The sequence below is a fragment of the Pseudomonas savastanoi genome, assembly GCF_020917325.1.
GTDB lineage: Bacteria > Pseudomonadota > Gammaproteobacteria > Pseudomonadales > Pseudomonadaceae > Aquipseudomonas > Aquipseudomonas amygdali.
In genome coordinates this window covers 4,524,457-4,548,297 of sequence record NZ_CP076652.1, presented here as the reverse complement: position 1 = coordinate 4,548,297, position 23,841 = coordinate 4,524,457, and the positions used below count along the sequence as shown (strand labels likewise).

Genomic DNA, 23,841 nt, shown 5'->3' with positions numbered 1-23,841 from the left:
GGTGGGCCGCTGTATGCCGCCTGAATGAACTTAAATTGCAGGATCGGGGCCGTGACAGCACCTTTGTCAGGTAGTCTAATGGCCACTGATTCCTCTGGAGATTCCCTTATGCGCAAGTCTGCTCTTCTGGTTGCTTCGTTCACTGCCATGGCATTGATGCTGGGCGGCTGTGCCTCGAACCTGACCGGTGATTCCTATTCCCGCGATGAGGCCAGGACCGTACAGACCGTCCGCATGGGCACTATCGAATCCTTGCGTCCGGTTAAAATCGAAGGCACCAAGACGCCGATTGGCGGGGCTGCGGGTGCGGTCGTCGGCGGCGTAGGTGGCAGCGCTATCGGTGGCGGCCGCGGCAGCATCGTGGCTGCGGTAATCGGCGCGGTGGCCGGTGGTCTGCTGGGTTCAGCGACCGAAGAAGGCCTGACCCGTACGCAGGGTGTTGAAATCACCGTGCGTGAAGATGACGGCAGCATGCGTGCCTATGTGCAGCAGGTTCAGGAAAACGAGATTTTCCGGGTCGGCGAGCGCGTACGCATCATGAGTGTCAACGGCACAAGCCGCGTCACCCACTGATCTGTAACACCGCACAGCAAAACCCCGAGCCGCAATGCTCGGGGTTTTTTATTGCCAGACGTGAATGGACGTGAATATCGTGCCAATGCTCACGAAGACGATGTATCGAACGCCCTATTTCTTGCGGGTGTCGCGGCCTCTTCGCGAGCAAGACTTATGTATAACGATGGTCATTCTGAGGTCAGTCCTCGATCCCCAGCATGTCGCGCACCAGCGCTTCGGCAACCCGAATGCCGTCCACGCCAGCCGAGAGAATCCCGCCCGCATAGCCAGCGCCTTCACCGGCCGGGTAAAGGCCTTTGGTGTTCAGGCTTTGCAGGGTCGGTCCGCGGGTAATGCGCAGCGGTGCCGAGGTACGGGTTTCGATGCCGGTCAGTACCGCATCGTGCAGCGAGAAGCCTTTGATCTGCTTGTCGAACGCAGGCAATGCTTCACGAATGGCTTCAATGGCAAAGGCGGGCAGGGCGTCGGCCAGGTCCACCAGTTTCACGCCCGGTTTGTATGAGGGCTCAACGCTGCCCAGTGCTGTCGAGGCCCTGCCAGCGATAAAGTCGCCGACCAGTTGCGCCGGTGCTTCATAACTGCTGCCGCCGAGCAGATACGCATGGGACTCCAGGCGTTCCTGCAACTCGATACCGGCCAGCGGGCTGCCGGGGAAATCCTGTTCCGGCGAGATACCGACCACAATGCCCGAGTTGGCATTGCGCTCGTTGCGCGAATACTGGCTCATGCCATTGGTGACCACGCGCCCAGGCTCTGAAGTGGCGGCTACGACAGTGCCACCAGGGCACATGCAGAAACTGTAGACCGAACGACCGTTGCTGGCGTGATGCACCAGTTTGTAGTCGGCTGCGCCCAGCTTCGGGTGCCCGGCGTATTTGCCCAGCCGTGCGCGGTCGATCAGTGATTGCGGGTGCTCGATACGGAAACCTACCGAGAACGGTTTGGCTTCCATGAACACGCCACGGCCGTGCAGCATGCGGAAGGTGTCACGGGCGCTGTGGCCCAGCGCCAGAATGACGTGTCGGGATTCGATCTGCTCGCCGCTGTCGAGCTGGACACCCAATAACTGGCCGTCCTCGATCATCAGGTCGGTCACGCGCTGCTGAAAACGTACTTCGCCGCCCAGCGCTTCGATCTGATGACGCATGTTCTCGACCACGCCGGTCAGGCGGAACGTGCCGATATGCGGCTTGCTGACGTAAAGGATTTCTTCCGGCGCACCGGCTTTCACGAACTCGTGCAGTACCTTGCGGCCGAGGAATTTCGGGTCCTTGATCTGACTGTAAAGCTTGCCGTCGGAAAAGGTCCCGGCACCGCCTTCACCGAACTGCACGTTGGACTCGGGGTTGAGCACGTTTTTGCGCCACAGCGCCCAGGTGTCCTTGGTGCGTTGGCGAACTTCGGTGCCGCGCTCAAGAATGATCGGCTTGAAGCCCATCTGCGCCAGCAGCAGGCCGGCAAAGATACCGCAGGGCCCGAAGCCCACGACGATCGGGCGCTCTGTGAGCCCCTCGGGAGCATGACCAACCACTTTATAGCTGACATCAGGTGCCGGGCCGACGTGGCGGTCATCGGCCAGTTTGCGCAGCAGTGCCTGTTCATCACTGACTTGAAAGTCGATGGTGTAGATAAAGCACAGCTCGGATGACTTTTTGCGCGCGTCGTAACTGCGTTTGAAGAGGGTAAAGTCCAGCAGTTCGCTGCTGTCGATGCCCAGGCGCTGCAAGAGTGCAACGCGCAGGTCTTCTTCCGGGTGATCGATCGGCAGCTTGAGTTCGGTGATTCGTAACATTAAGGGGTCCAGTTTTCGGGCCGCAGGTTCAGCCCGACAGCACTACAAGACCGGCGATTATAAGCGCTGAACCCCTTTGGCGGCGAGCCTGCCTGATCACTCGTCGCGCGAACCGCCATAATAACCGCAGCCACGCTGGGCCTGGCCGTTGATACGCAGCTCGGCAGTCAGGTGTTGTACCGAGCCATTGACGCTGTCAACGCAGCGTTGTGGCGCCACCCAGATCTCGATGCGCTGGTTGTTGGCTTCGCTGCTGACGCTGAAGCTGCCGTCGGGCAGCTTCTCTTCCACGTAAGGCAAGGCAAGCGGTGCAAGACCTTCGCGCTCCAGCACCATGCCCTTGCCACTGACGTTGACGTTCCAGGCGGGTTTGTTGCCATTGACGTGCAAGGTCAGGCGTTTGAAATTGGCGTCTTCACAGGCCTGGCCGGGGCGCTCGACGCGGTACAGCTGATGCAGGTCCAGCTGACCGTCGCTGTTGGCCGCTTTGCTTGCGGCAAAATTACCGCGCAGATCGGCGAATACCGTGCCTTTGCTGTCTGCCAGTGAAGCGGCTTCCTGCAAGATGCCGGTATTGCCGCGATCCTTGACCACATAGCGCCGCTGCTCGTTGCACGGTTTGAACAGCAACTGGCCATTGCTGCCCGTCAGGTCGCCCTGCATACGGAGCATGCCTGCCGTGGAAACCTTGGGTTCCTCGGTCTGTTTGCCGAGCAGTTGGCACCCGGCGAACAGTGGCAGAAGGGCAAATACGAGGACGGAACGGGCAGCAAACATGGTGTGGTCTCCAGACAAGTGCCGCCACGTTACTCAGACTGGAGGTGCATCACAAGGGGGAACGGCCAGACCTGCGCCGCAGTGTGACGCGGAGCGTCACGAAAGGCATTACCACGCAGAGCGTGGTAATGAGAATCATCGTGGCCCATCCTGGTTCTGAACGTTAATGCGCTTCGCAGCGCTTACCCGCCCAGATACGCATCCCGCACTTTCGGATCGACCAGCAGTTCTTCGCCGGTGCCTTGCATGACCACACGACCGTTTTCCAGTACATAGGCGCGGTCGGCGACTTTCAGCGCCTGATTGGCGTTCTGTTCGACCAGAAACACCGTCACACCATCGCGACGCAACTGTTCAACGATCTCGAAAATCTGCTGGATGATGATCGGAGCCAAGCCCAGCGAAGGCTCGTCGAGCAACAGCAGCTTGGGCTTGCTCATCAGCGCGCGACCGATGGCCAGCATCTGCTGTTCGCCACCGGACATGGTGCCGCCACGCTGATTGAAGCGTTCCTTGAGGCGCGGAAAGAGCTGCAAGACCTTGTCCATCTGCTCCTGATAATCAGCCTTTTCCGTGAAGAAACCGCCCATCGCCAGGTTCTCTTCAACGGTCAGGCGCGCGAACACGCGACGGCCTTCCGGCACCACGGCAATGCTCTTGCGCATGATGATCGACGACTCCAGCCCGACCAGTTCTTCGCCCATGTAGCGAATACTGCCGCTGTGCGCGCGTGGTGAGCCGCACAGGGTCATCAGCAGCGTGGACTTGCCTGCGCCGTTGGCGCCGATCAGGGTGACGATTTCGCCCTGACGCACTTCAACGTTGACGCTGTGCAGCGCCTGGATCTTGCCGTAGAAAGTGGAAACGTTTTCGAACTGCAGCATTTACGCTTCCCCCAGATAGGCTTTGATCACATCAGGATTGTCACGAATCTGTTCTGGCGTGCCATCTGCCAGAGGCGTGCCCTGATTGATCACCACAATGTGGTCGGAAATGCTCATCACCAGTTTCATGTCGTGCTCGATCAACAGGACCGTAGCGTTGTGCTCGCTGCGCAACACGCCGATCAGGGCTTTCAGGTCGTCGGTTTCTCTGGGGTTCAGCCCGGCTGCCGGTTCGTCGAGCATCAGAATGCGCGGGCGCGTCATCATGCAGCGGGCGATTTCCAGACGGCGTTGCTGACCGTAGGCCAGTGTACCGGCAGGGCGGTTAGCGAATTCCTTGAGGTTGACGGCTTCCAGCCAGTGCTCGGCGTAGTCCATGGCTTCGCGTTCGCTGCGACGGAACGCCGGGGTTTTGAACAATCCGGCGAGGAAGTTGGTATTCAAATGCCGATGCTGGGCAACCAGCAGGTTCTCTACAGCGGTCATTTCCTTGAACAGGCGCACGTTCTGGAACGTACGCACCACGCCCTTGCGAGCAATCTGGTGACCGGCCAGGCCTTGGATGGGCTCGCCGTCCAGCAGAATAGTGCCTGCGCTTGGCCGGTAGAAACCGGTCAGGCAATTGAAAACGGTGGTCTTGCCCGCGCCGTTGGGGCCGATCATCGACACGACCTGCCCTTGATTGACGGTCAGGGCAACGCCATTGACCGCCAGCAGGCCGCCAAAACGCATGCTCAAGCCGGTGGCTTGCAGTAATGGGCGGCTCATTTCGGCAGCTCCGTTTTCAATTTCATTTCAGGCCGTTGCATGGGCAGGAAGCCTTGAGGGCGCCAGATCATCATCAGCACCATCAGCGCGCCGAACATCAACATGCGGTAGTCGCTGAACTCGCGCATCAGTTCAGGCAGCAGAATCATCACGATGGCGGCCAGGATCACGCCCAGCTGCGAGCCCATACCGCCGAGCACGACGATGGCGAGGATGATTGCCGATTCGATGAAGGTGAACGATTCCGGGGTGATCAGGCCCTGACGTGCGGCAAAGAAGCTGCCTGCGAAACCGGCGAACGCAGCGCCAAGGGTGAACGCCGAGAGCTTGATCACGGTCGGATTCAGCCCCAGCGCGCGACAGGCGATCTCGTCTTCACGCAGCGCCTCCCAGGCCCGGCCGATCGGCATGCGCAGCAGGCGGTTGATGACGAACAGTGCCGCCAGCGCCAGCAGCAGGGCGATCAGGTAAAGGAAGACGACCTTGTTGATCGAGTTGTAAGGCAGGCCGAAGAACTCGTGGAAGGTCTGCATGCCCTCGGCGGCCTTGCGCTCGAACGTCAGGCCGAAGAAGGTCGGCTTGTCGATGTTGCTGATGCCGTTCGGGCCACCGGTCAGCTCGGTGAGGTTGCGCAGGAAGATGCGGATGATCTCGCCGAACCCCAGCGTCACGATGGCCAGATAGTCACCGCGCAGGCGTAGCACCGGGAACCCCAGCAAGAACCCGAACAGCGCCGCCATCAGTCCCGCAATCGGCAGGCAGATCCAGAAGCCGAGCCCATAGTAGTGCGACAGCAAGGCGTAGCTGTAGGCACCGACTGCATAGAAACCGACATAGCCCAGGTCCAGCAGACCGGCCAGACCAACCACGATGTTCAGGCCCAGGCCGAGCATGACGTAGATCAGGATCAGCGTGGCGATGTCCACCGCACCGCGCGACCCGAAGAATGGCCAGATGAACGCCAGCACGATCAATGCGGCCAGACCCCAGCGTTGGGTTTTCGGCTGAGTCAGGAAATCGCTGGTCTTCTGCGAGATCAACGGCTTTTCGGTACCGCGGCGCATGCTGCCGATCTGTTCTGCGAACAGTACGCGCAAGAACAGCATGACCGAACAGAAGGCAATGATGGTCAGGGTCAGCGGGCTGGCGTTCTGCACTTGCAGGGTGACGCCGGAAAAGGCCAGTTTCAGGCCGAACACCGGGTAGGCCACGGCCCAGACCAGTGCGGCGCTGAACAGCGCCTGTTTGAAAGACTTGCTCATACTTTCTCAACCTCCGGACGACCCAGGATGCCGGTCGGTCGGAACAGCAGCACCAGAACCAGCAGGCCGAAGGCCACGACGTCCTTGTACTGATCACCAAAAATGTCGGCACCGAAGGCTTCGGCGACGCCCAGTACCAGGCCACCGAGCACAGCGCCCGGGATCGAACCGATACCGCCCAGTACGGCAGCAGTGAAGGCTTTCAGGCCGACGAGGAAGCCGGCGCTCGGGTTGATCACGCCGTACTGCATGCTCAGCAGCATCGCCGCGACGGCAGCCAGTGCAGCACCGACCACGAAGGTCAGGGCAATGATGTTGTTGGTGTTGATCCCCAGCAGGTTGGCCATTTTCATGTCCTCGGCACAGGCACGGCAGGCACGGCCCATGCGTGAGCGGGAGATGAACAGGGTCAGGCCGGTCATGGCCAGCAGGGTGACGACAAAGACCACGATCTGCATGTAGGAGATCAGCACTTCCTGAGCGCCACCGGGCCCGAACGACAGGCTGCCGGGCAGCAGGTTGGGGATGGCGAAGTTGCCGGAGCCCTGAGAAAGCTGAACCGAGTTCTGCAGGAAGATCGACATGCCGATTGCAGAAATCAGCGGAATCAGACGGTTGCTGTTGCGCAACGGACGGTAGGCCACACGCTCGATGCTGTATCCGTAGGCACTGGTTACGACGATGGCTGCGGCGAAACCGGCAATCATCAGCAACGGCAGGCTGTGAATACCCAGCATCGCCAGACCGGCGAGCGCCATGAAAGCTACATAGGAACCGATCATGTACACCTCGCCATGGGCGAAGTTGATCATTCCGATGATGCCGTACACCATCGTGTAGCCGATGGCGATCAATGCATACGTACTGCCAATGGTCAGGCCATTGACCAGCTGCTGCATGTAGTGGAATAACTCGGGCATTTACCGCGCTCCTAAAAACCTGATCTGCATTTCTCTGACCTGCGCCGGGGTGGCATTCTGTCGATGCGTAGCCTGTCGCGCTGTCAGGGAACCGCTGTTGACGGTTTTAAGATTTTCAGGGGGCCTCGTGCATGCAGTTCGGGTCGCCGAAATGTGCGTACGGGCCTGGATTCGTAAAACAAAGCCCACTGCGCTGGCAGTGGGCTTTGAGGGTTAACGCAAGCAGCTTATTTGGCGGCTTCGGTCTTCGGTTTGCCGAAGTGCCACTCGTAAACCACGAACTGGAAGTTCTTCAGATCGCCTTTGTCGTCGTAGCTCAGCTCGCCCATCGGGGTCTTGAAGGTGCCAGCATGGATGGCAGCAGCCACCTTGGCGGTGTCTTCGGACTTGGCGGCGGCGATGCCATCAGCAATGACCTGAACGGCGGAGTAGGACGGGTAGACGAACGGGCCGCTCGGGTCTTGTTTCTTGGCCTTGAAGGCTTCGGTCAGCGCCTGGTTGGCCGGGTCCTGGTCGAAGGATTTTGGCAGGGTGACCAGCAGGCCTTCCGAAGCATCGCCGGCGATCTGCGAGATGGACTCGTTGCCCACGCCTTCAGGTCCCATGAACTTCGCGTTCAGGCCTTTTTCCTTGGACTGGCGCAGGATCTGACCCAGCTCCGGGTGGTAGCCGCCGTAGTAGACGAAGTCGACGTTGGCTTGCTTGAGCTTGGCGATCAGCGACGAGAAGTCCTTGTCACCTGCGTTGATACCTTCGAACAGAGCAACCTTGACGCCTTTTTTCTCCAGCGTCTGCTTGACTGCTGTCGCGATACCTTCGCCGTACTGCTGCTTGTCGTGAATCACAGCAACGATTTTCGGCTTGGCGACGTCGGCAATGTAGTTGCCTGCGGCCGGGCCCTGGGCGCTGTCGAGACCGATGGTGCGGAATACCAGTTTGTAGCCGCGTGCGGTGATTTCCGGGCTGGTGGCAGCCGGGGTCACCATGATGATGCCTTCGTCTTCGTAAACGTCGGACGCTGGCTGGGCGGAGCTGGAGCACAGGTGACCGACCACGTATTTCACGCCGTCGTTGACCACCTTGTTGGCGACCGCAACGGCCTGTTTCGGATCGCAGGCGTCATCGTATTCGACGGCTTCAAGCTTTTTGCCATCCACGCCGCCTTTGGCGTTGATCTGCTCGATGGCCATTTTGGCGCCGTTGAACTGCATGGTGCCGTATTCGGCAACCGGGCCGGTCTTGGGGCCGGCGATGCCGATCTTGATGGTGTCAGCTGCGAACGAATGGCTGGCAACCCCCGCCATAACCAGTGCGGCAAACAGCCTTGAAAGCTTATTGGTACCCTTAGTCATGATGCTCCACTCTTGCGTTGTAGTTTTTATAATCCTGATGGCCAAGGCTCCAGGACCGGATTCGATCACCGGTTTTCCCACGCCGCCAACTGTACCGGAACAGTTTAGAGTGCCGCTCGTTGGCTTGGAAAGCCGGGCGTTTGGGGACAAACCGATGCGTGTCGCTTAATCGAAAGAAAGTTACAGAATCAAACCGCCGGAGTGCCTGAAATCGCTTCAGATCCATAAGGTTATCTGCACGTCCCTGCGATAAATCACCTGCTTCTGGGCTTGCCGGTGGGAAAGTCGGCGCTATCATTGCGCCGATTTTCTTTCTGGTAAAACCCATGACGCAAGAACCTAGCACCCTCTATGCCAAACTGCTTGGCGAAACTGCATCAATCACCTGGACTGAATTGCAACCATTCTTTGCCAAGGGTGCCCTGTTGTGGGTCGAACTGCCCCTGGATTTGATCGAAGTCGCCGAGGCAGTGGCCGAAAATGATGCAGCCAGGGTGTCTGCGTGGCTGGCGGAGGGGCGGGTTGGCAAGGTGTCTGAAACCAAGGCGCTTGAGCTGGTGGAGACAGATCCGCTGCTCTGGGCTGTGGTAGTGGCACCTTGGGTTTTGATTCAAAACAGGGCGCAGGATTGATTTGCGCACCAGTCAGGTGCCTTGCGGTTTTCCGGAGTGAGTTGGAAGGTAACTCTTCGGCAGCCCGCGTAGCGTAAAACCACACCGTTAAGGTGGCGGTTTCTGCGGGCTGCACTGTTTCTTTCGACGATGGAGCCTTGCGCTGCTCCTTCAGGTACGAACAGGTCTGGGACTGGCGAAGTCGTCATTTTCAGGCAGGTCGGCAAACACATCCGGAATGTCTGGTGTTTCGCTGTCTTGCCCCTGGCTGTGCTGTTGTGGCATGGCAGACCAGCGGGTCGTGGGCTCGCGCTGGTTCATCTGTCTGGCAAGAGGCAGGATGCGCTCCAGCGGCTGGGGCCTGCTGAACAGATAACCCTGTACGTAATCACTGCCAAACTGCCTGAGAAACTCCAGTTGATCCTGGGTTTCGACGCCTTCGGTCACGACTTTCAAGCGCAGCGTATGCGCCATGACAAGGATTGCCTGAACGATTTCCATGTCCTGCGGAGACTGGGGGATGTCGATAATGAACGATCGGTCGATCTTCAACGTGTCCAGCGGCAGCCGCTTGAGATAGGCGAGCGACGAGTAACCGGTGCCGAAGTCGTCGATCGACAGGGAAATACCCAGGCTGCGGATGTGTTTGAGCATCAGGATAGTGTTGCTGATGTTGCCCATCAGGGCATTTTCGGTCACTTCCAGTTCCAGTCGTCCAGGCGCTGCGTCAGCATCGGCCAGCGCCCGCTCAACCTCTTCGACCAGTTCGTTGCGGCCCAGCGTCAGCGCTGAGCAGTTGACGGAGATGATCAGCTGTTCCAGCCCTTCCTGATGCAGAGTGCGCAAGTCGTGACAGGCGCGGCGCAGCACCCAGTTATCCAGTTCGGCAATCAGGCCGTTGGCCTCGGCGATGCCGATGAAGCGTGCGGGTACCAGCAAGCCGTGCTGCGGGTGATTCCAGCGTACCAGCGCCTCGAGCTTGGCAACGTGGCCGGTGCGCATGTCGACGATAGGTTGGTAATACACCTGCAGCCCCGTTCCCTCGCGCAGGGCATTGCGCAGTTCTTCTTCCAGTTGCAGCTCCAGACTGGCCTTGGTCTTGAGGGCCGGATTGAAGAAGTTGACGCCGTTGCGCCCTTTGTCCTTTGACTGGTACAGCGCGAGGTCTGCGTGCTTGAGCAACTCATCGCAGGTCTCACCGTCACGCGGGAATACGGCAATGCCGATACTGGTGGTCATGACCATGCGCCTTCCTGCCAGCGCGATGGTCTCCTTCATCTTTTGCATGACCCGATGAGCCAGATGGCGGGCCTCTTCGTAGTCCGGAATGCTCAGCAGGATGCAGAATTCATCGCCGCCGAAACGCGCCACCACGTCCTGGGTACGGGTAGCACTGCGGATACGCTCGGCGATCACCTTGAGCAGCTCGTCACCCGCATCATGGCCCAGGCTGTCGTTGATGCGCTTGAAGTGGTCGATGTCCAGAAACATCACCGCAAGCATGCCTTTGTTGAAGATATGCTCCTGCAGCTTCTCGGCGAAGATCTGATTGAACCCGCGGCGGTTGATCAGGTTGGTCAGCGGGTCGTAATGCGCAACCTGCTGAAGCGAAACGCGTGCCTGATCCAGCTGGGTAAGCAGTGCATTGACGCGTTGCAGGTCATGCTCCTTGCCTTGCAGTTTCTTGTCGGCCATTGCCGCGCTGATGCTGCCGGCGATGATAAGCAGCGTGATGGCGGCAATGGTAAGCCCTAGCTGCTGGCTGTTTTCGGTGCCGGGGATGTGCAGCGCAGCGCCTTCGGGCATGACCAGTCGCAGTGCCCTCATGCCCATCAAGTGCATGGTCAGCAAACCCGCACCCAGCAGAAGACTCACCCCGTAGCGGAACATCTGATGAAACATGCCGTTGTACTGACGCAGGTGCCGGGACAGTGTCAGTAGCGCAATACTGGAAAGCACCGCGACAAGGATCGACAGCGCGAACATCCGCGGCTCGTAGTACTGCGTGGCAGCGGAGCGCATCGCCGACATGCCCAGGTAGTGCATGACACTGATACCTGTGCCCATGACCAGCGAACTGATCAGGCAGCGCTTCAGCGTCAGCTCGGGGGATGGTCAGGGCTCTCATGGCCACCAGTGCGGTGACCAGCACGATCAGTAGTAGGGAAGCCAGAGTCACCGTCAGGTCGTAAGATATTTTCAGCGGGGCCTGAAACGCCAGCATGCTGATGAAGTGCATCGCCCACACGCCACCCGCCAGGCATAACGCCCCCAGCGCTTTCCACAGGCGACGGCTCTTGATGGCGTCGACCTGGATGACACGGTCGGCAATATCCAGCGTGGCAAAGCATGCAGCGCAGGCCACACCGTAAGCCAGCGCTACCAGAAACAGGTTATGACTGCAGTCGATCAATAATTGCCCGTCCGCTGGGAGGCCAGCGAATACGTTCAAACCCAGCCACTCCATAGCACGCCCTATTCTCACTACAAGAGCGCCAAGCCTAAGGACCTGGCGGTTTGAGCTGAGTATAGAAGCTGTTTACAACCTGCCACCTCTACGAGCCGCCATTTTGATATTGACTCAATAACGAATAGTTATAAAAGGCCATCATGTCCCATGTGTAGTTACGAATGTTTACAGACAGATAGCGCTTCTGCTTCTAGATTGAAGTGACTGAGAGTCAAGGGATGGATGCCTTATGAACACGCTCCAGGCTGAAAACGCTACTCAGGCTGCCAATGCCTGGCGCGTGCTGTTCCTGCTTTTTCTGGCCAATCTGTTCAACTTCTTTGATCGCACTATCCCGGCGATCATCGTCGAGCCCATTCGTCTGGAATGGCATTTGAGCGACTTTCAGCTGGGACTGCTGGGGACTGCATTCACGCTGGTCTACGCTGTCGCCGGTCTGCCATTGGGGCGCATGGCCGATAACGGGTCGCGCAAGAAACTCATGGGCTGCGGGCTGGCGGTCTGGAGCGGGTTGACGGCGGTCAATGGCATGGTGGGCAGTTTCTGGACCTTCCTGCTGGTACGCATGGGCGTCGGCATAGGCGAGGCCAGCTACGCGCCTGCTGCCAACTCGCTGATCGGTGATCTGTTTCCAGCCCATCGGCGTGCGCGGGCCATGGGGCTTTTCATGCTGGGTCTGCCGTTGGGGCTGCTACTGGCGTTCTTTACCATCGGCGCTATGGTCAAGGCGTTTGACAGCTGGCGCGCACCGTTCTTTATCGCTGCGGTTCCCGGTCTGTTGCTGGCTGTGTTCATCTTTTTCATCAAGGAGCCCAAGCGCGGCGCGGCTGAAAGCGTGCGGATGTCAGAGGCGAAGATTGAAAAGCCGATTCGCCGTGTGCTGTCGATTTCGACCTTTCGCTGGCTGGTGCTGGGCGGTCTGACCTTCAACTTTGCGACCTACGCCTGCAATTCATTCATGGTGCCGATGTTGCAGCGCTACTTTCTGCTGCCCTTGCAGGAAGCTGCGGTGGCGACCGGGGTTATCGTCGGCGTCACCGGGCTGATCGGTCTGACGCTTGGGGGCTGGATAGCCGACAAACTGCATCAGCGCTTTTCCAATGGACGGCTGTTGTTTGCGACCATCAGCATGTTGATCGCCGCTCTGGCCACAGGCTATGCGCTGCATGCAGGGCAGATCGGGATCGGTGTGTTCGTGGGGGTATTCAGTCTGGGCTGGCTGTTCGCTTACAACTTCTATACCTGCGTTTACACCGCTATTCAGGACGTAATCGAACCGCGCCTGCGGGCCACGGCCATGGCGCTGTTCTTTGCCGGGCTTTATTTGCTGGGTGGAGGGCTGGGGCCGGTGGTGGTCGGTTTGCTGTCTGATCACTTTGCCCATGCTGCGATGGGCGTTGCAGGTGTCGAGGTGATGAGCGAAAGCTTTAAAGCCATCGGTTTGCACGATGCCATGTACCTGATCCCGGCAGCGCTGTTTCTGACCTTGCTGTTCCTGTATCAGGCTTCGCGCTGTTTCAGCCGGGATGCCGAGCGGATGAAGGTGAGAATGGCGGCTGACGAGCCGGTGGAAGAGCTGGCGCAGGGGATTGTCGTGGCCAGGCAGTGATTGCGCTGGTGCAAGACCGGACGCAGAGCGTCCAGAACGGCATGCGACGCAGAGCGACGCACGATAGTTGAGGTTATCGTTCCGCACTCCGCGTGGGAATGCCGTGCGTGACGCTCTGCGTCACAAATCTGCGCCGCACCGCACACTCAAGACCGGACGCAGAGCGTCCAAAAAGACATGCGACGCAGAGCGACGCACGATAGTTGAGGTTATCGTTCCGCACGCTCCAGCGTGGGAATGCCGTGCGTGACGCTCTGCGTCACAAATCTGCGCCACGCCGCAAACGCAAGATCGGACGCGGAGCGTCCAGAAAGGCATGCGACGCGGAGCGACGCACGATAGTTGAGGTTATCGTTCCGCACGCTCCAGCGTGGGAATGCCGTGCGTGACGCTCTGCGTCACAAATTCGCGCCGCGCCGCAAACGCAAGATCGGACGCGGAGCGTCCAGAACGGCATGCGACGCGGAGCGACGCACGATAGTTGAGGTCATCGTTCCGCACGCTCCAGTGAACTGCCCCCCAAAAGTTGGACGGTTTAGCTTGCCGCCTGAGCCCTATACTTTACGGGGCTTTGACCGTTGAGCTTCAGCTTGATGCGGTCATGGTTGTAGTAGTGGATGTACTCATCCAGACCTGCTTTCAACTCATCGATGCTTTCAAACTGTTTCAGGTAGAAAAACTCGGATTTCAGTGTACCGAAAAAGCTTTCCATTGCCGCATTGTCCAGGCAGTTGCCCTTACGGGACATGCTTTGTTTGACGCCTCGTACCGATAGCTTATGGCGATACTGCGCATGTTGATACTGCCAGCCCTGGTCCGAGTGCATCACAAGCTTCGGCTCGTCCTGCAACTGCTGAAGCGCCTTGTCCAGCATGCTGGTGACCAGCTCAAAGCTCGGCCTTGTCGACACTTCATACGCCACGATTTCACCGTTGTACAAGTCCATCACGGGTGAGAGATACAGCTTTCGATTGCCTACCTTGAACTCAGTCACATCGGTCACCCACTTCTGGTTCGGGCGTTGCGCGCTGAAATTGCGCTCCAGCAAATTCGGCGCAATGGTTCCGATTACGCCCTTATAGGAGCGGTATTTTTTGGGGCGCACCACTGATCGCAGGCCCAGTTCTGCCATCAGTCGTTCTACAACCTTCTTGTTGACCAAAATACCTGCATTGCGAATGACCGCCGTGATACGCCGAGCGCCATAAAGGCCTTTCTCCTCGTGGTAAATGCTTTCGATTAACTGTTTCAAAGCAGCATCGGGATCGGGTCTGGATTGCACCTGAACCTGGTAGTAAAACGTGCTGCGTGCCAAGCCCGCCAGCCTCAGCAGAGCGCAAAGCGGGAACCGGCCTCTCAGTTGCTTGATGATCAGGGCTTTTTCGGTTGCCGTCGTTTCTGCTCCTTCAGCTCTTCCAACTTTTTTAGGTAAGCGTTCTCCATGCGCAGATATTCAAGCTCGCTCATCAACTGGTCGCGCGTCTTCTGCGTATCGTCGGCGGTTACTGGTTTGGCGGGATAAGGCTTCTTTGGCATGGCGACAGGCTTTCTTCTGGCAGGAACATACGGGGCTGTACCGCTACTGTAATGCCGCTTTTCCCAAATGACTATTTGGCCGGGATCCCCGATACCAAAATGCGCAGCGGCCTGACGGAGCGACAGCTTGTGTTCACGCCTGTGTTCAAGCACTGAGCGCTTGAAAGCTTCGCTGTATCGAAGACCAGGCTTGCGATGGCCGGTGTGACCATGACTCTTGTAGTTAGCGACCCAGCGTCGAAGCAGACTGAAATCGATTGAGAACTGGCGGGCTACCATACGAAAGCCCATGTTGCCTTCAAGATACGCTTTGACGACAGTGAGCTTGAACTGCTCTGAATACTTACCCATTTGAACACCCCCATGAGGTCGGATTGGTGTCCAACTTCTTGGGGGCAGTTCACCAGCGTGGGAATGCCTTGCGTGACGCTCTGCGTCACAAATCTGCGCCGCGCCGCAAACGCAAGATCGGACGCGGAGCGTCCAGAAAGACATGCGACGCAGAGCGACGCACGATAGTTGAGGTTATCGTTCCGCACGCTCCAGCGTGGGAATGCCGTGCGTGACGCTCTGCGTCACAAATCTGCGCCACGCCGCAAACGCCAGACCGGACGCAGAGCGTCCAGAACGGCATGCGACGCAGAGCGACGCACGATAGTTGAGGTTATCGTTCCGCACGCTCCCGCGTGGGAATGCCGTGCGTGACGCTCTGCGTCACAAATCTGCGCCGCACCGCACACTCAAGACCGGACGCAGAGCGTCCAGAACGGCATGCGACGCAGAGCGACGCACGATAGTTGAGGTTATCGTTCCGCACGCTCCAGCGTGGGAATGCCGTGCGTGACGCTCTGCGTCACAAATCTGCGCCGCGCCGCAAACGCAAGATCGGACGCGGAGCATCCAGAACGGCGTACCGACGCAGAGCGTCGGCACGATAGTCATCTAAAGGCTTATGGATAACGCGGAGCGTATCAAGGCTTCAACCCGCTACCAGTACCCGGATCGCTTCCAGGCGCAGGGCTGCTTTTTCAAGCATGGCCAGGCCTTGTTCGCGCTGGCTGCGCAGGGCGACCAGTTCACTGTCGCGCACGGTCGGGTTGACCGCTTGCAATGCCGTCAGGCGAGCCAGTTCCTCTTCAGTGTCGGCTGCCAGACGACGCTGTGCTTCGGCCACGCGTTCTGCGTGTCTTGGGGTGATTTTCTCTTCGCCCGCATTGATTCTCGGGGTCAGCTGGTCACGTTGCGCCTGGATGAACTTGTTGGCGCTGGCACGAGGCACGCTTTCGAGCTGATCATTGAGGGTGTTGAACGACACACGGCTCGACAGATCGTTGCCATTGGCGTCGAGCAGGCAACGCAGCGCGGCAGGAGGCAGGTAGCGCCCCAGCTGCAACGAGCGAGGAGCAACCACTTCGCTGACGTAGATCAGTTCCAGCAGGACAGTGCCCGGCTTGAGCGCCTTGTTCTTGATCAGTGCCACGGCGGTGTTGCCCATCGAGCCGGACAGCACGAGGTCCATACCGCCCTGAACCATCGGGTGCTCCCAGGTGATGAACTGCATGTCTTCGCGAGACAGCGCCTGATTGCGGTCGTAGGTGATGGTCACGCCTTCGTCGTCGCCGAGCGGGAAGCTGGCGTCGAGCATTTTCTCGCTTGGCTTGAGGATCAGGGCGTTTTCCGAATGGTCTTCGCTGTCGATGCCAAAGGCGTCGAACAGGGTTTCCATGTAGATCGGCAGGCTGAACTGATCGTCCTGTTCCAGAATGGCTTCAACCAGCGCTTCGCCTTCGCCGGCGCCGCCGGAATTGAGTTCCAGCAAGCGGTCGCGACCGGTGTGCAGTTCGCTTTCCAGGCGTTCACGCTCGGTGCGGGCTTCGTCGATCAGACTTTGCCACTCGTCGTCGTCACCGCTTTCCAGCAGCGGCAGCAGGCGCGGGCCGAACTGATGCTGCAGGGCGTTGCCGGTCGGGCAGGTATTGAGGAACGCATTGAGCGCCTCGTGATACCACTGGAACAGGCGTGCCTGCGGGCTGGTTTCCAGGAAGGGTACGTGCAGCTCGATGGTGTGCTTCTGGCCGATCCGGTCCAGACGCCCGATACGCTGCTCCAGCAGGTCCGGGTGCGACGGCAGGTCGAACAGCACCAGATGGTGAGAGAACTGGAAGTTGCGGCCTTCGCTGCCGATTTCCGAGCAGATCAGGACCTGAGCGCCGAATTCTTCGTCCGCAAAATAAGCAGCCGCGCGGTCGCGCTCAAGGATGTTCATACCCTCGTGGAAGACCGTGGCCGGAATGCCGGAACGTACGCGTAGTGCGTCTTCCAGGTCCATGGCGGTTTCGGCGTGGGCGCAGATGACCAGCACCTTGACGCGCTTGAGCATTTTTAGCGTGTCGATCAGCCAGTCGACGCGTGGGTCGAAGCGCCACCAGCGCTCTTCTTCGCTGACTTCCGACTGCGACTGGAAGCTGACTTCCGGGTAAAGTTCGGCGTGTTCGCCAACCGGCAACTCAAGGTATTCCACAGGGCAGGGCAGCGGGTATTGATGCAGCTTGCGCTCCGGGAAGCCCTGCACGGCGGCACGGGTGTTGCGGAACAGCACGCGGCCGGTGCCGTGACGGTCCAGCAGTTCGCGAATCAGGCGCGCCTTGGCTTCGTCGTCGCCGGTATTCACGGCTGCCAGCAGGGAATCGCCTTCGGCACCCAGGAAGCCATGAATGGTTTTCTGAGCCGCAGCGGACAGCTTGCCCTTGTCGAGCAGCTCCTGAACGGCCTGAGCCACCGGGCGGTAGTTCTCGCTTTCGGCGCGGAAGGCCTTGAGGTCGTGGAAGCGGTTCGGGTCCAGCAGGCGCAGGCGGGCGAAGTGGCTGTCCTGACCCAGTTGCTCCGGGGTCGCGGTCAGCAGCAGTACGCCGGCAATGACTTCGGCCAGTTGCTCGACCAGCGAGTATTCGCGGCTGGCCTTGTCTTCGTGCCAGACCAGATGGTGCGCTTCGTCGACTACCATCAGGTCCCAGCCTGCTGCAAACAGGGCGTCCTGGGCTTTTTCGTCTTCGACCAGCCATTCCAGGGCAACCAGTGCAAGCTGGGTGTCTTCGAACGGGTTGCCTGCATCGCTTTCCATGAAGCGCTCGGCGTCGAACAGCGCGACCTGCAGGTTGAAGCGGCGACGCATTTCCACCAGCCACTGGTGCTGGAGGTTTTCCGGGACCAGGATCAGCACGCGGCTGGCGCGCCCCGACAGCAGTTGGCGATGGATTACCAGACCGGCTTCGATGGTTTTGCCCAGACCCACTTCGTCGGCCAGCAGAACGCGCGGCGCGATACGGTCCGCGACTTCGCGAGCTATGTGCAACTGGTGGGCGATAGGCTGTGCCCGCACGCCACCCAGGCCCCACAGCGAGGACTGCAATTGGCGGCTGGTGTGCTCCAGCGTGTTGTAGCGCAACGAGAACCAGGACAACTGGTCGATCTGGCCAGCGAACAGACGGTCGGTAGCCAGACGGAACTGGATGAAGTTCGACAGCTGGGTTTCCGGCAGTGTCACCACTTCGTTCTGCGCGTTCAGGCCGTGGTAGACCAGCAGGCCATCGACATCGTCGACTTCGCGTACGGTCATCTTCCAGTTTTCGAAATGTGTGATCACATCGCCTGGGGAGAAGCGCACGCGGGTCAGCGGCGCATTACGCAGTGCGTACTGACGTGTTTCGCCAGTGGCCGGATAGAGCACGGTCAACAAGCGGCCGTCCTGTGCCAGAACGGTGCCTAAACCCAGCTCGGCTTCGCTGTCACTAATCCAGCGTTGCCCCGGTTGATACTGCTGCGCCATGCTGCCTGTCTCCCGCTTGAAAAAGCTGAGTATGTTAACGGAACGCGCACCGAAGGCCAAAGGCAGCGTGAAAAAACTCATCTTCAGCGCTGATAACCCATCGAATTTTTAGTTCCATGACACTAATTTCACTGTCAGCGGTCGAAAAAGATCTTATAAACATTTGCTGACTATTTTAGCCCGGTTCAAGTTGCCTCGTGCACGGCCGACACCCCGGTAAGAGGAGATAAAACCATGCTGCAACCTATGCTTCCGCTAAGTGTGGTGCCTGTGACATCACAGATGGACCCGGCCAAACGCATGCCGGACATCCCGCCTGTCGCACCGGTGCAGCAAAGCTCCAACGAGACCTCCATCGACCTGCGCAACGAAGATACCGAACGCAGCGCGTTGCTGTTGCGCGAAGAACAGCAGCGTCAGCAACAGCAGCAGGGTCGAACCTCTGAAGAGGCCGAGGAATATCAGGGGTTGGTCGTTCCAGGGGATTCTCTGAACGCTGACAACACCGTTCCTGTCGTACCGCTCATCGACGACGAGCCGCGTCAGGGTCTCTGGGTGGATATTCAGATCTGATAAGCGGGAAAGCCTGGTTCTTCGCTGGTCATGGCCGCTGCGATTAAGCATTATTGGCATTGATTTCCAGTGTTCGAGAGCGGCAAGCCATGAGCGACGATGAAAAATTGATCGACCTGGGCGCAGAGCGCGCCAGACGCGTTCACGATTTGAACGACAAACGCCTCAACGAAGTGCGCAACGCCTTCGAACAGGCGATGCCTTTAAGCAGCAAAAAGCCAAAGAAAAAGCCTAAAAAACGCTGATAACTCCTTTCTGCATCATTGATCTGGATCAAGGTGCCCTCGTGCAGCTGCGTTTAACCTGATGCCATCGAATACGGCGCAACACGACGACCAGCCAGTCGTCGCCAGCTCGGTATCGGCGGCACAAAAAAGAACGACTGGCCAGGGCCAGTCATTCTGTCAGTGAGCACGCAAGGCATTTCGGGCGACCCAGGTCGCCCTTTTTTTCGTCCGTATTTCAACCCAGGCCTTTAGGCCACTGTTTTTGCGCCGGCATGAGTCAGGTTGTAGGCTCTGGCCTCTTCGGCTGTTTTCACGTCCCGGTTATAGCTCGGTGACCAAGCGGTCAGCGGTGATTTCTGAGTGAAACTGACGTTACTGCCGATGTCTTTGAAGTGGGCGTCGCCGTAGTCATCCAGCACGCCGGAGTTACTTGCCTTGTTGGAGACATCCACGCCTTTTGCGAAATAGTTGGACTGCGACAGAATCGTTGCATCCCCCGTCGCAGTGAAGCCGAGGTGGAATTTGTCGATGGAGTTATTGAACACGTCAAATTGCCCGTGACGCATCAGGCCGGGGGCCCGGACATCCAGGTTGCTGAAGACGTTGTTGGCAATGGTCATTTGCGGATAACCCTTGTAGGCGGCTTTGGCCGCCGCAGAATCATCGGGCTGGCCCAGAATCACCCCATATTCGTTGTTCTGAAACTTTGAATTGGTCAGGCTGACATTATCTGCCGTCCCGCCAACGTAGAGCAGCTTATCCAGCCCTTTGGGGTTCTGATCCTTGGTGCCTGTGTAGGTGTTCTGATCGATCCAGTACTTCTTGCCGCTGCTGATGAACATCTGCATGTCACCGTTTTCACGGTAACGGCTGTCATGGTTGAAGTTGAGGTTCTGGAAAATATCATTGCTCGCGGTTTTGCCACTGGCCAGATAGATATTGTGCAGGGTGTTGCCCTTATCGGTGCCCAACAGGGTTTTGTTGGCTCCGAAATTGATGGTCACTTTGCTGTCGGCAGACAGGTTGGCTCCCAGACGCACCGTACGAGCCGTGTCGTCTTCCATGTTTTTCTTGAGTTCCGCCACGGTATTCACAGTGACCACTTGACCGCCGTTACCGCCGGTCGTGCCAGCGTCTTTGGCGAAACCCACGATGCCCGACATGTCTGCGCCCTGGCCGTGCGCAGCCGGTGTGGCGGGTTTTGCTGCTTTAACCGTGTTATCCGGTGTGGCGGTGGTGGAGGTCGAGGTTTTCGGCAACGCAGGTTCATGGACCACTGCTGGTTTTACCGCATCGGGCCTGGTCGGTGTCTCTGGAGGAGCACTGCTTCGCTCGGCGGTGCGGGGGGCAGTGTGTGACGGTGGTGTTTGTGAAGGTGCTATTTGTGAAGGTGTAGTGGGCGTCGACTCTGTATTTTTTTGCAGTGATACAGGTTTTTCTGAAGGGTGATCGTTCTGCACTACAAAGGGTTTTTCTGCGTTGCCCTGAGGCGTCGAAGGCGACGATGACGATGAGGAAGAGGGCGATTGAGCGAGCGTCGGCGCCTGTTCGTGTTGAGTCTGTGCAGGCGGCGTAACGTCCTGTTGCTGATTGCCGCGCAAGAGAGAGAACAGTTCCTTGAGGAAGTTACGAATGGCTTCCACAAGTTTGTTCAGTACTTGCTCACTGTTACCGCCCAGCATGTTTGAAGATGCGCTTGTGTCAGTCGGCTGGACTCTGGAGCTTAGTGTGTTCAGCGAGGAGTGCGGACCATTGGCCTGTTGTGTCAGGCCGAAGTCGATCAGGTTGCTATTGTGGCCCGGCTTGATGCCTTGGCCTTGCGACTGCGCTTGATCGGTCTGTGCAGTGGCATCCTGCGCAGGAATCCCGGAGACGGGGTAATAGTTTCTGTTGATCATATTCATGGCTGATTTCCCCGCCTGTAGGATGAACAATTCGTGATCCGGATAGAGAGTGCCGCTGGTTTCCTGAGTGGAAAGCGCAGCAAAGCAGTTCCGGATGCATCATGAATTTTTTTGTTCAGGCCACTGGCGAGTCTGGCGTGCGCATTGTGTGGCGCACGCCCATGCGCGGTATTCAGCCGAAGGTGATCTCGGGCAATACGGTCAGGTCGACGGTCTGCTGCTTGCGCGGGGCGAGGATCTCGGCTTCGCCGTCTACAACCAGCTCATCGTTCTGATTGAAAACGCGGGTTGCGATGCGCACTCGGAACTTTGGCAGTTTTTCCAGGATTTCCAGGCGCACAGTCAGGGTGTCGCCCAGTTTTACCGGTTTCTGGAAAGTCATCTGCTGACCGATGTAAATAGTGCCCGGCCCAGGCAGCTCGCACGCAACGGCCGCACTGATCAACGCACCACTGAACATGCCGTGAGCGATGCGCTCCTTGAACATGGTCTTGGCGGCATATTCGGCGTCCAGGTGAACCGGGTTGTGGTCGCCGGACATGGCGGCGAACAGTTGAATGTCACGTTCTTCCACTGTCTTGCTATAGCTGGCGGTCTGACCGACTTCAATGGCTTCGTAAGGCGTGTTGGTGACTTGAGTCATGTGGCTGTCCTGACAATAAAAATGGATTGAAGCGGGCCGGTTCGTGCAATCCGACTTAGCCTTGATTTGTAACACTTGATGACCTGCCGCCGCCATTGCGCGGACAAGATCATTCAGACGCTTGCCGGGGCTGCCCGGATCACATTCAAGGCAAATAATAAGCGAATGTCATGAGAATACTGCTGTTGCGGTATCGAGAGTCTGTTGATTAGCGGGCCATCTGCAATTGGAAGTGTATCGTCGTCGGCAGATTTCAGTCTGAACGGAGGCAAGATTCATGCTGCTGATGACGCTCGGCCGATTATTTGCCTGAGACGTTTTAACTGCTAACGTCGGGCCAGGCCTACGCAGGGAAGAGGATAAAAATAATGCAAAGTGATTTCTGGGATGACAAGCGTCCGGCAGGTGTCGACTCCGAGGTGGACTTACAGACCTATCAGTCGGTCATTGAAGTATTTGAGCGCTGCTGCAGAAAGTTTGCAGACCGACCTGCATTCAGCAATATGGGCGTGACCCTGACCTACGCCGAACTTGAGCGTCACTCTGCCGCCTTCGCAGGCTATCTGCAGCAGCACACACAACTGGTGCCGGGTGACCGTATTGCCGTACAGATGCCCAATATCCTGCAATACCCGATTGCCGTATTTGGTGCGATGCGTGCAGGTCTGATCGTGGTCAACACCAATCCTTTATACACCGCACGCGAGATGCGCCATCAATTCAAGGACTCTGGTGCCAGGGCGCTGGTGTACCTCAATTTGTTCGGCAAGCTGGTGCAGGAAGTGCTCCCCGACACTGCAATCGAACACCTGATCGAAGTGAAAATGGGCGACATGCAGTCACCTGCCAAGGGATGGCTGGTCAATACCATCGTCGACAAGGTCAAAAAGCTGGTCCCGTCATTCCATTTGCCTCAAGCCGTCGGCTTCAAGCGTGCGCTTCGCCTGGGGCGTGATAGCCGTATGCAGGTCGTACCACGAGGTCTGGACGACGTTGCCGTGCTGCAATACACCGGTGGCACCACGGGGCTGGCCAAGGGCGCGATGCTCACTCACGGCAATCTGGTCGCCAACATGCAGCAAGTCTATGCCTGCATGCGCCAGCAGCGTCCCGAAGGCGGCTCGCTGTTTGAAGAGGGCACAGAGGTGATGATCGCGCCGTTGCCGCTTTATCACATCTATGCATTCACGGCGAACTGCATGTGCATGATGATCAGCGGCAATCACAACATCCTGATTACCAACCCTCGCGATATCGGCGGCTTCATCAAGGAGCTGGGCAAGTGGAAATTCACCGCCATGATCGGCCTCAACACACTGTTCGTGGCGCTCATGAATCATCCACAGTTCAGGAGTTTGGATTTCTCGGCGCTGAAAAGCACCAATTCCGGCGGTACTGCGCTGGTCAAGGCCACGGCCGAGCGCTGGGCGCAGATCACCGGCTGCACAATCGTCGAGGGTTATGGCCTGACCGAGACTTCGCCTGTCGCCAGTGCCAATCCTTACGGTGCTCTGGCTCGTCTGGGTACGGTCGGTATTCCGGTGCCCGGCACTGCTATGAAGGTTATTGACGACGATGGTGCCGAGTTGCCTTTTGGCGAGCGAGGCGAGCTGTGCATCCAAGGGCCTCAGGTCATGAAGGGCTACTGGAACCAGCCGGTTGCCACCGCCGAGTCTCTGGATGCACAAGGCTGGTTCAAGACCGGTGACATTGCGGTGATTGGTGCCGACGGATTCGTCAGTATTGTCGACCGCAAGAAAGACCTGATCATCGTGTCCGGCTTCAACGTATACCCCAACGAAATCGAAGACGTGGTCATGGCCCACCCGAAAGTCGCCAACTGCGCCTGTATCGGTGTGCCGGACGAGCGTTCGGGGGAGGCTGTAAAGCTGTTTGTGGTGGCGCGCGAGCCGGGGTTGAGCATTGAAGAGCTCAAGGCCTTCTGCAAGGAGAATTTCACGGCTTACAAGGTGCCCAGGCATATTGTCCTGCGGGAATCGTTGCCGATGACGCCGGTAGGCAAGATTTTGCGCCGGGAGCTTCGTGACATCGCCTGAGTCATCTAATCGTCTCTATTTGTGTACATGACCCCGTTTGCAGACTGCTGCATG

General features: G+C 58.3%; 17 protein-coding genes and 2 pseudogenes. 6 read left to right on the top strand and 13 right to left on the bottom strand.

Annotated elements, in window-relative coordinates; genetic code table 11:
- Positions 1-108: 108 nt before the first annotated feature.
- Positions 109-573 carry an outer membrane lipoprotein gene (locus KP808_RS19200; protein ID WP_004657512.1) on the top strand — a complete coding sequence of 155 codons (465 nt, stop codon included), beginning with the start codon at positions 109-111 and terminating at the stop codon, positions 571-573.
- 181 nt (positions 574-754) lie between these two features.
- On the opposite strand, the gene KP808_RS19195 is transcribed toward KP808_RS19200, so the two are convergent.
- The 8 genes and pseudogenes from KP808_RS19195 to KP808_RS19160 form a co-directional block, all read right to left on the bottom strand.
- Positions 755-2,368, bottom strand: coding sequence for an NAD(P)/FAD-dependent oxidoreductase (locus tag KP808_RS19195; protein ID WP_230016694.1), 1,614 nt, complete (start codon positions 2,366-2,368; stop codon positions 755-757).
- Positions 2,369-2,464: 96 nt separating this feature from the next.
- Positions 2,465-3,145, bottom strand: a complete 681-nt coding sequence (locus tag KP808_RS19190) for a COG3650 family protein (protein WP_002554808.1) — start codon at positions 3,143-3,145, stop codon at positions 2,465-2,467.
- A 182-nt stretch (positions 3,146-3,327) separates the two neighbouring features.
- Entirely contained in the window at positions 3,328-4,029 is a 702-nt protein-coding gene (locus KP808_RS19185; RefSeq protein ID WP_002554807.1) for an ABC transporter ATP-binding protein, read from the bottom strand.
- Complete coding sequence (livG, locus tag KP808_RS19180; protein WP_002554806.1) at positions 4,030-4,797, bottom strand: high-affinity branched-chain amino acid ABC transporter ATP-binding protein LivG; 768 nt, start codon at positions 4,795-4,797, stop codon at positions 4,030-4,032.
- The gene (locus tag KP808_RS19175) at positions 4,794-6,059 is read right to left on the bottom strand and encodes a high-affinity branched-chain amino acid ABC transporter permease LivM (RefSeq protein WP_002554805.1); all 1,266 of its coding nucleotides are present in this window, start codon (positions 6,057-6,059) and stop codon (positions 4,794-4,796) included. The genes livG and KP808_RS19175 overlap by 4 nt, the downstream gene beginning before the upstream one ends.
- Positions 6,056-6,979, bottom strand: a complete 924-nt coding sequence (livH, locus tag KP808_RS19170) for a high-affinity branched-chain amino acid ABC transporter permease LivH (protein ID WP_002554804.1) — start codon at positions 6,977-6,979, stop codon at positions 6,056-6,058. The genes KP808_RS19175 and livH overlap by 4 nt, the downstream gene beginning before the upstream one ends.
- A 227-nt stretch (positions 6,980-7,206) precedes the next feature.
- On the bottom strand, positions 7,207-8,331 hold the full coding sequence (locus KP808_RS19165) for a branched-chain amino acid ABC transporter substrate-binding protein (protein WP_057402932.1): 1,125 nt from the start codon (positions 8,329-8,331) through the stop codon (positions 7,207-7,209).
- A gap of 73 nt (positions 8,332-8,404) precedes the next feature.
- Positions 8,405-8,659: pseudogene (locus KP808_RS19160) on the bottom strand (hypothetical protein); the annotation flags it as partial.
- On the opposite strand from KP808_RS19160, the gene KP808_RS19155 reads away from it, so the two are divergent.
- On the top strand, positions 8,658-8,963 hold the full coding sequence (locus KP808_RS19155) for a DUF2288 domain-containing protein (protein ID WP_003393364.1): 306 nt from the start codon (positions 8,658-8,660) through the stop codon (positions 8,961-8,963). The pseudogene KP808_RS19160 and the gene KP808_RS19155 overlap by 2 nt on opposite strands.
- A 150-nt stretch (positions 8,964-9,113) precedes the next feature.
- Here KP808_RS19155 and KP808_RS19150 read toward each other — a convergent pair.
- Positions 9,114-11,409, bottom strand: a pseudogene (locus KP808_RS19150) (putative bifunctional diguanylate cyclase/phosphodiesterase).
- 232 nt (positions 11,410-11,641) lie between these two features.
- Here KP808_RS19150 and KP808_RS19145 point away from each other — a divergent pair.
- Positions 11,642-13,021 carry a spinster family MFS transporter gene (locus tag KP808_RS19145; protein WP_230016693.1) on the top strand — a complete coding sequence of 460 codons (1,380 nt, stop codon included), beginning with the start codon at positions 11,642-11,644 and terminating at the stop codon, positions 13,019-13,021.
- Between the two features lie 535 nt (positions 13,022-13,556).
- Here the strand turns inward: KP808_RS19145 and KP808_RS19140 are convergent.
- Both KP808_RS19140 and rapA read right to left on the bottom strand, forming a co-directional pair.
- A protein-coding gene (locus KP808_RS19140) for an IS3 family transposase (RefSeq protein ID WP_122259038.1) occupies positions 13,557-14,908 on the bottom strand; the annotation gives its coding sequence in 2 pieces (ribosomal slippage) (positions 13,557-14,449 and positions 14,449-14,908; 1,353 coding nt in all).
- A gap of 628 nt (positions 14,909-15,536) precedes the next feature.
- Positions 15,537-18,383 carry an RNA polymerase-associated protein RapA gene (rapA, locus tag KP808_RS19135; RefSeq protein ID WP_230016692.1) on the bottom strand — a complete coding sequence of 949 codons (2,847 nt, stop codon included), beginning with the start codon at positions 18,381-18,383 and terminating at the stop codon, positions 15,537-15,539.
- A 234-nt stretch (positions 18,384-18,617) separates the two neighbouring features.
- Between rapA and KP808_RS19130 the strand changes: the two genes are divergently transcribed.
- On the top strand, positions 18,618-18,956 hold the full coding sequence (locus tag KP808_RS19130) for a hypothetical protein (RefSeq protein ID WP_005743241.1): 339 nt from the start codon (positions 18,618-18,620) through the stop codon (positions 18,954-18,956).
- A gap of 89 nt (positions 18,957-19,045) precedes the next feature.
- Complete coding sequence (locus KP808_RS19125; RefSeq protein WP_005743242.1) at positions 19,046-19,201, top strand: hypothetical protein; 156 nt, start codon at positions 19,046-19,048, stop codon at positions 19,199-19,201.
- A gap of 230 nt (positions 19,202-19,431) precedes the next feature.
- Here KP808_RS19125 and KP808_RS19120 read toward each other — a convergent pair whose 3' ends face one another.
- Entirely contained in the window at positions 19,432-21,087 is a 1,656-nt protein-coding gene (locus tag KP808_RS19120) for a pectate lyase family protein (RefSeq protein WP_230016691.1), read from the bottom strand.
- A 172-nt stretch (positions 21,088-21,259) separates the two neighbouring features.
- Positions 21,260-21,730, bottom strand: a complete 471-nt coding sequence (locus tag KP808_RS19115) for a MaoC family dehydratase (protein WP_230016690.1) — start codon at positions 21,728-21,730, stop codon at positions 21,260-21,262.
- A 368-nt stretch (positions 21,731-22,098) separates the two neighbouring features.
- Between KP808_RS19115 and fadD2 the strand changes: the two genes are divergently transcribed.
- Positions 22,099-23,787, top strand: coding sequence for a long-chain-fatty-acid--CoA ligase FadD2 (fadD2, locus tag KP808_RS19110; protein ID WP_230016689.1), 1,689 nt, complete (start codon positions 22,099-22,101; stop codon positions 23,785-23,787).
- Positions 23,788-23,841: the final 54 nt, after the last annotated feature.